This window comes from Bellilinea sp. (genome assembly GCF_053501535.1).
The window spans coordinates 1-5,879 of sequence record NZ_JBRCOK010000083.1; the positions used below are offsets into that span (position 1 = coordinate 1).

The 5,879-nt window shown below is 58.9% G+C and carries 6 protein-coding genes, 1 pseudogene and 1 other annotated feature; of the genes and pseudogenes, 2 read left to right on the forward strand and 5 right to left on the reverse strand.

Annotated features, from left to right (window positions below; all coding sequences use genetic code 11):
• The 5 genes from ACWIZX_RS08425 to trpE form a co-directional block, all read right to left on the reverse strand.
• Positions 1 to 579: phosphoribosylanthranilate isomerase (locus ACWIZX_RS08425; RefSeq protein ID WP_448335458.1), on the reverse strand; the 579-nt coding region annotated here is incomplete at its 3' end.
• A complete protein-coding gene (gene trpC, locus ACWIZX_RS08430; RefSeq protein ID WP_448335459.1) occupies positions 576 to 1,370 on the reverse strand; it encodes an indole-3-glycerol phosphate synthase TrpC in 795 nt (264 codons plus the stop codon). The genes ACWIZX_RS08425 and trpC, both read right to left, overlap by 4 nt.
• Positions 1,367 to 2,383 carry an anthranilate phosphoribosyltransferase gene (trpD, locus tag ACWIZX_RS08435; protein WP_448335460.1) on the reverse strand — a complete coding sequence of 339 codons (1,017 nt, stop codon included), beginning with the start codon at positions 2,381 to 2,383 and terminating at the stop codon, positions 1,367 to 1,369. The genes trpC and trpD overlap by 4 nt, the downstream gene beginning before the upstream one ends.
• A 22-nt stretch (positions 2,384 to 2,405) precedes the next feature.
• Complete coding sequence (locus tag ACWIZX_RS08440) at positions 2,406 to 2,993, reverse strand: anthranilate synthase component II (RefSeq protein WP_448335461.1); 588 nt, start codon at positions 2,991 to 2,993, stop codon at positions 2,406 to 2,408.
• Positions 2,971 to 4,482, reverse strand: a complete 1,512-nt coding sequence (gene trpE, locus ACWIZX_RS08445; protein WP_448335462.1) for an anthranilate synthase component I — start codon at positions 4,480 to 4,482, stop codon at positions 2,971 to 2,973. Before trpE ends, ACWIZX_RS08440 begins: the two co-directional genes overlap by 23 nt.
• A 46-nt stretch (positions 4,483 to 4,528) precedes the next feature.
• Positions 4,529 to 4,840, reverse strand: a binding site (T-box leader).
• A 151-nt stretch (positions 4,841 to 4,991) separates the two neighbouring features.
• Here trpE and ACWIZX_RS08450 point away from each other — a divergent pair.
• Both ACWIZX_RS08450 and ACWIZX_RS08455 read left to right on the forward strand, forming a co-directional pair.
• Positions 4,992 to 5,582 (forward strand): class II aldolase/adducin family protein, encoded by a 591-nt coding sequence (locus tag ACWIZX_RS08450; protein WP_322792553.1) that lies wholly within the window; start codon positions 4,992 to 4,994, stop codon positions 5,580 to 5,582.
• 9 nt (positions 5,583 to 5,591) lie between these two features.
• Positions 5,592 to 5,879 (forward strand): annotated as a pseudogene (locus tag ACWIZX_RS08455) (hypothetical protein); the annotation flags it as partial.

The window sequence follows — 5,879 nt, forward strand, 5'->3', positions numbered from 1 at the left end:
CTTGCGCCCGGGCGCCGCTTCCACCCCGGAGGCAACATCCACACCCCAGGGTTGAACAAGGGCAATGGCTTTTGCGACGTTTTCGGGGGTCAGCCCGCCGGCCAGCAGAATCGGCCAGCGGCGCGCCAGGTCGGCAGCCAGGTCAAGGTTTGCCGGCTGCCCGCTGCCGCCGTACAGGCCCGGCCGAAAGGCATCCACCAGATAGGCCGGCGGGGAGGAGCGCGGCGGGTAGGTTTGCAGCGCCTGTTCCAAATCCGCCCGGCCGGTCGGGCGCAGGGCTTTGAAAGCCAGCCCGTCCAGCTGCGCCAGGTCGCAGGCCGGCTCGTCGCCGGATAACTGTGCCAGATCAAGGGAACAGGCGCTCATCAGGCGGCGGACATCTTCGGACGGCAGATTGACGAACACACCCACACACACCACTCCGCTGCCGCGCAGGGCTTCCACAATCGCAGCGCAGCGCTGGGGATCAATGAAGCGCGGACTTTGTGGAAAGAAGTTGAAACCCAGCATGTCCGCCCCGGCTTCAACGGCATGGAGCGCATCCTCCAGCGTGGTGATTCCGCAGATTTTCACCTTCATGCTGGCCTCCCCAGCAGTTCGCGCAGCTTTGCGCCGGGATCGGGGCTGGTGACCAGCGCTTCGCCGACCAGCAGGGCATCAAAACCGGCTTGCGCCAGCTGCCGCGCGTCTTCAGCGGTGTGAATGCCGCTTTCCGCCACCCGCACCATATCCGGCGGGAGGTGTTGAATGAGATTCAAGGAGGTTTGCAGGTTGACTTCAAAGCTGCGCAGATCACGGTTGTTGACACCAATTACCTGCGGCCGGCAGTTTAGGGCAGCTTCCAGTTCCGGCAGGGAGTGAACCTCAATCAGCGCGTCCATTCCGGTCTGACAGGTGAAATCGTAGAGGCGCATCAAATCGGCCGGCGTGAGGCAGGCGGCAATCAGCAGCACAGCAGACGCACCGGCAGCCCGCGCCTCCAGAATCTGGTACGGCGAAAGGATGAAATCCTTGCACAACACCGGCGGAGAATCGGGCAAGGCGGCCACGCTGTGCAGGTCAGCAAGACTGCCGGAAAAGAAACGGCTGTCGGTCAACACACTGATGGCTGCTGCACCGTTCTGCCGGTAGATCTCCGCCAGGTGAAGGACATCGAGCTGCGCCGCCAGCGCTCCGCGCGAGGGAGAAGCGCGTTTGATTTCGGCAATCAGGCGGACGGGAGTGCCCGGCGGGCGGCGCAAAGCTGCCGCAAACGAAGGCGGGGGCGGCGTTGCCAGCGCGGCAGTTTCCATCTCCTCCATCGTCCGCAGCCGCTGCCGCCGGCCGATTTCCGCCCACTTATGGGCAATGATTTCTTCGAGGCGGTTCATGACGCCACCTCTTGACTGAAGGAGATGAGCGCTTCCAGCCGTTCGAGGGCTGCACCGCTGGAAAGCGACTGTTCGGCTTCTTGCAGAGCGCCGCGCAGGTCGCCGCTCTGCGCAGCAATGGCGGCGGCGCTGTTCAGCAGCACCACATCGCGGCGCGGGCTGTCATCGCGGTTTTCGAGAATGGCGCGCAGGATGGCGGCGTTCTCCTGCGGCTGCCCGCCGCGCAGGTCTTCGGGAGCAGCGCGGCGCAGCCCCAATTCGGCGGCATCCAGTTCGTAGGTGTCCACCCGGCCGCCGACCATCAGACTGACAAGGTTCGGGCCGCCGGTGGAAAGTTCATCCAGCCCGCCGTAACCGTGGACGACCATCGCGCCGGCCGCGCCCAGTTCCATCAGCACCTGCGCCAGGGTGGAAACCAGGGCAGCGTCATAAACGCCGAGCAGCTGATAGGCAGCCCCGGCCGGATTGGTGAGCGGGCCGAGCAGGTTGAACAGGGTGCGTTGACCCAGCTCGCGGCGCGGGCCGACGGCATGTTTCATCGCCGGGTGAAAGTTTGGCGCAAACAGAAAGCCGATGCCCACCGCTTCGATGCACTGCGCCACCTGCTGAGGCGAAAGGTCAATGCGCACCCCCAATGCTTCCAGCACATCGGCGCTGCCGCAGCGCGAAGAGGCGGCGCGGTTGCCGTGTTTGGCAACCCGCCGTCCGCTGCCGGCGATGACAAAGGCAGCCGCGGTGGAGATGTTGAAGGTGTGGGCGCCGTCGCCGCCGGTCCCGGCGGTATCCACCAGCGGCGCGCCGGGAACGTTCACGCGGCGGGCATGAGCGCGCATGGCGCGGGCGCTGCCCAGAATTTCTTCCACCGTTTCGCCTTTCATGCGCAAAGCCACCAGATAACCGGCAATTTGCGCCGGCGTGGCTTCCCCCTTCATGATGATGTGCATGGCCTGTTCGGCTTCCGCGGCGGTCAAGTGTTGATAATTCATCACTTTGGCAAGATACGGCTTGAGCATGATCTACCTCCAAAAAGAGACATTATGAATAAAGCGGCTGGTTGACGGTTAATTTCAAAAAATTGTCCAGAATTTGCCTTCCGGCTGAGGTCAGTATGGATTCGGGATGAAACTGCACGCCGAAAATGGGCAGCGAACGATGGCGGAGCGCCATCAATTCACCGGCTTCGCTGTAGGCGGTCGGCATCAGTGCTTCGGGCAGCGGCTCGGCAACCATCAGGGAGTGGTAGCGGGTGGCTTCAAACGGGTTGGGCAGGCCGGCAAAAAGGTCTTCACCGTTGTGGAAAATCTGCGATGTTTTGCCGTGCATCAGCCGCGCCGCACGAACCACCTGGCCGCCAAACACCGCACCAATGCACTGATGCCCCAAACAAACCCCCAAAATGGGAATGACACCCCCCAGCCTGCGGATCACTTCCGATGAGATGCCGGCATCCTGCGGTCCGCCCGGCCCGGGCGAAATGACAATCCGCTGCGGGTGCAGGTCGAGCACATCCGCCAGACTGACCTGATCGCTGCGCACCACCTGTACCTGCTCGCCCAGCTCGCCGAAGAGTTGAGCGAGATTGTAGGTGAAGGAATCGTAATTATCGAGAATGAGCAACATCATCGGTCTCCTTTCGTTCGGCAATTTCAACGGCTTGCGCCAGGGCGCGCGCCTTGTTGAGCGTTTCCTCATACTCCCGTTCGGGTTGAGAATCGGCTACGATCCCCGCCCCGGCCTGCAGGGCAATTTGCTCGCCCTGCATGACCAGCGTGCGGATGGCAATGCAGGTATCCATGCTGCCGTCATAGGCAAAGTAACCCACCGCCCCGGCATAAACGCCGCGCGGCTGGGCTTCCAGTTCGGCAATGATTTGCATAGCGCGCACTTTGGGAGCCCCGCTGACCGTACCGGCCGGAAAGGTGGCGCGCATGAGTTCAAAGGCATTCGCCGCCGGGCGCAGGCGGCCTTCCACCTGCGAGACAATGTGCATCACATGCGAGTAGCGTTCAATGGTCATCTGCTCGCGCACCCGCACACTGCCGAACTCGCACACCCGGCCCAGATCGTTGCGCGCCAGATCAACCAGCATGATGTGTTCGGCGCGTTCTTTTTCGTCAGCCAGTAAATCCTGCTCCAGTTCCATATCCTGCTGCGGGGTGGCTCCGCGCGGGCGCGTACCGGCAATGGGACGCAGCGTGGCGGTAGCACCGCTCAGGCGCACATGCATTTCCGGCGAAGCGCCGATCAGCCGCAGTGGCTGCCCACCCGCCGCATCGCCAAAGTCAAAGTAAAACATATACGGCGAGGGGTTGAGACGGCGTAAAGCGCGGTAAATTTCAAACGGCCGTGCCGGTGTGGAACGGGTAAAGCGCTGCGAAAGTACCACCTGAAAAATCTCACCGGCGCGGATGGCTTCCTTTGCCTGTTCCACCGCACTCAAAAAAGCATCCCGCGGCATGGAAAGCCATTCGGAAGGGAGAATGCCGGCAGCCGAAGCAGACGGCGGGGTGGGCAGCGGCCGGTTGATCCGGCTGTGGAGTTCATTCAGGCGGCGCAGGGCCTGGCGCTGGCGGTGCGGTTCGGGCAGCGAAAGGTCGGGGTGGACGATGAGCATCACCTTGCCGAAGGCATGGTCAAATGCAACCAGGCTGTCGGCCTCCAAAAACACGCCGTCGGGCATCTGGTTTTGAAGCGGGAGGCGGCTGACCCCCGGTTCGAACCAGCGCACCATCTCGTAGCCCAAATAGCCAACCAGACCGCCGCTGAAGCGCGGCATTCCCGGGGCTGCCGGACGCTGAAGGGCGCGAAATTCCTCCTCCAGACATTGAAAAGGGTTGCCGGCGCGGCTGCGCTGATGGCCGTCCGCCTCACGGACGATCAGCCGATCCCCCTGCAAAAGAAAGACACGGCGCGGGCGCACCCCAATGAACGAATAACGGGCAACCTGCTCGCCGCCGGTAACCGATTCGAGCAAGAAGGAAGGGCTGCCATCCGCCAGTTTAAGATAGATGGAAACCGGCGTTTCCAGGTCGGCCGGCAGGGTACGCACCAGCGGCGCCGAAGGATGCTGGTCCACCTGAGTAGCCGGGTTGAGCGGGCGGTTGTTCAACATGCGATCATCACCTCCAATCTACATTAATCCAAAAAACCTCTCCGTCCATTGGGACGAGAGAGGTTTCTCGCGGTGCCACCCAATTTAGGCTGGTGATGGGATTTTAACGAAAAACCCCGTAGTGAACACGACGGGGAAAGAAGCCAGCCTCACTCGTGGGGTACGCGGTTGCATGAACCGGTGATACCCTTTGCCCTGATAACGGTGGCAGCTCCGGCGCGGGATACTCGGCGTAACAGCCTTTGACCCTGCGGCTCCGGGAACCATTCCGCCTTACGGGACGGGCAGGGCTTTCACCTGACCCCTGCTCTCTGTGCCGCCGCGGCTAAAGCGTACTCTTTCCCTTCACAGCCATTCTGGTATGAATGATTGGACTTTTTATATCAAAATTGAAAGCGAAAGTCAAGAGGGATTTTTATTGAAATGCAAAGTAATTAATTAACATTTGCTACTGTCATTTGATATTATGTTATAATATTTCAAGCAAAAAGACTTGGAGGAAGTGCGTGATGCAATCTATACCTGAGATGATTGCCCAGATAGGCCGTAGAATGTTTGAACGGCGCTTGACCGATATGTCCGGTGGAAATATTAGTGCTCGCGAAGGAAACACCCTCTACATCACCCCAAAATATAGTGGCAGCCGCCATCACTGGCAATTGACTTCCGAACAAATCCTCAGCGGACCATTAAGCTCCAAGTACTGGAGTGAACAGCCTTTATTTTCTCGTGAAGGTAAAGCTCATTTGCTGATCTATGAAACATTTCCAGATGTACAAGCCATAATTCACGCTCATCCTTTTCATGTACTTCCTTTTTGCATGAAATCTCGTCCTATTCCTGCCGTTCTCGAAGGAACTCAAAAATTTGGGTTGATCGAGGTGGTTTCACCCGCACCTGCTCATAGCCAGGAATTGGCAGAAAATATCGTAGCTGGCTTAATTGGGAAAGAAGATCGAATAAGAATCCAGGCAGCCGCAGTATTAATCCCGTATCATGGAATTATCGTAGCTGCAAAAGACCTTTGGTCAGCAATTGACGCCGTTGAAAGAATCGACTGGAATGCCTGGTGTCTGCTGGCAGCCAAATGGCTTGAATAACCTCTTCAGATGAATACAATGTTTCTAACTGTCACTGCAAATTCTGCTTTAGATCAAGTTTGTTTTATCAAACGCTTTTCTCCCGGTACACGCATGGTGGCGTCCAAATTTATCGAAAGTGTTGGGGGTAAGGGATTTGACACTTCCGTTGCACTTCGAGCATTTAACCTCCAAACCGTTGCTCTTGGATTTGTTGCAGGTGCCAATGGGAATCGGTTAATGCGTCTGATTGAATCCTATGGAATTATCCACGATTTGATTTGGGTTGAAGGTGAAACACGAGTAGCCCTTTTGATT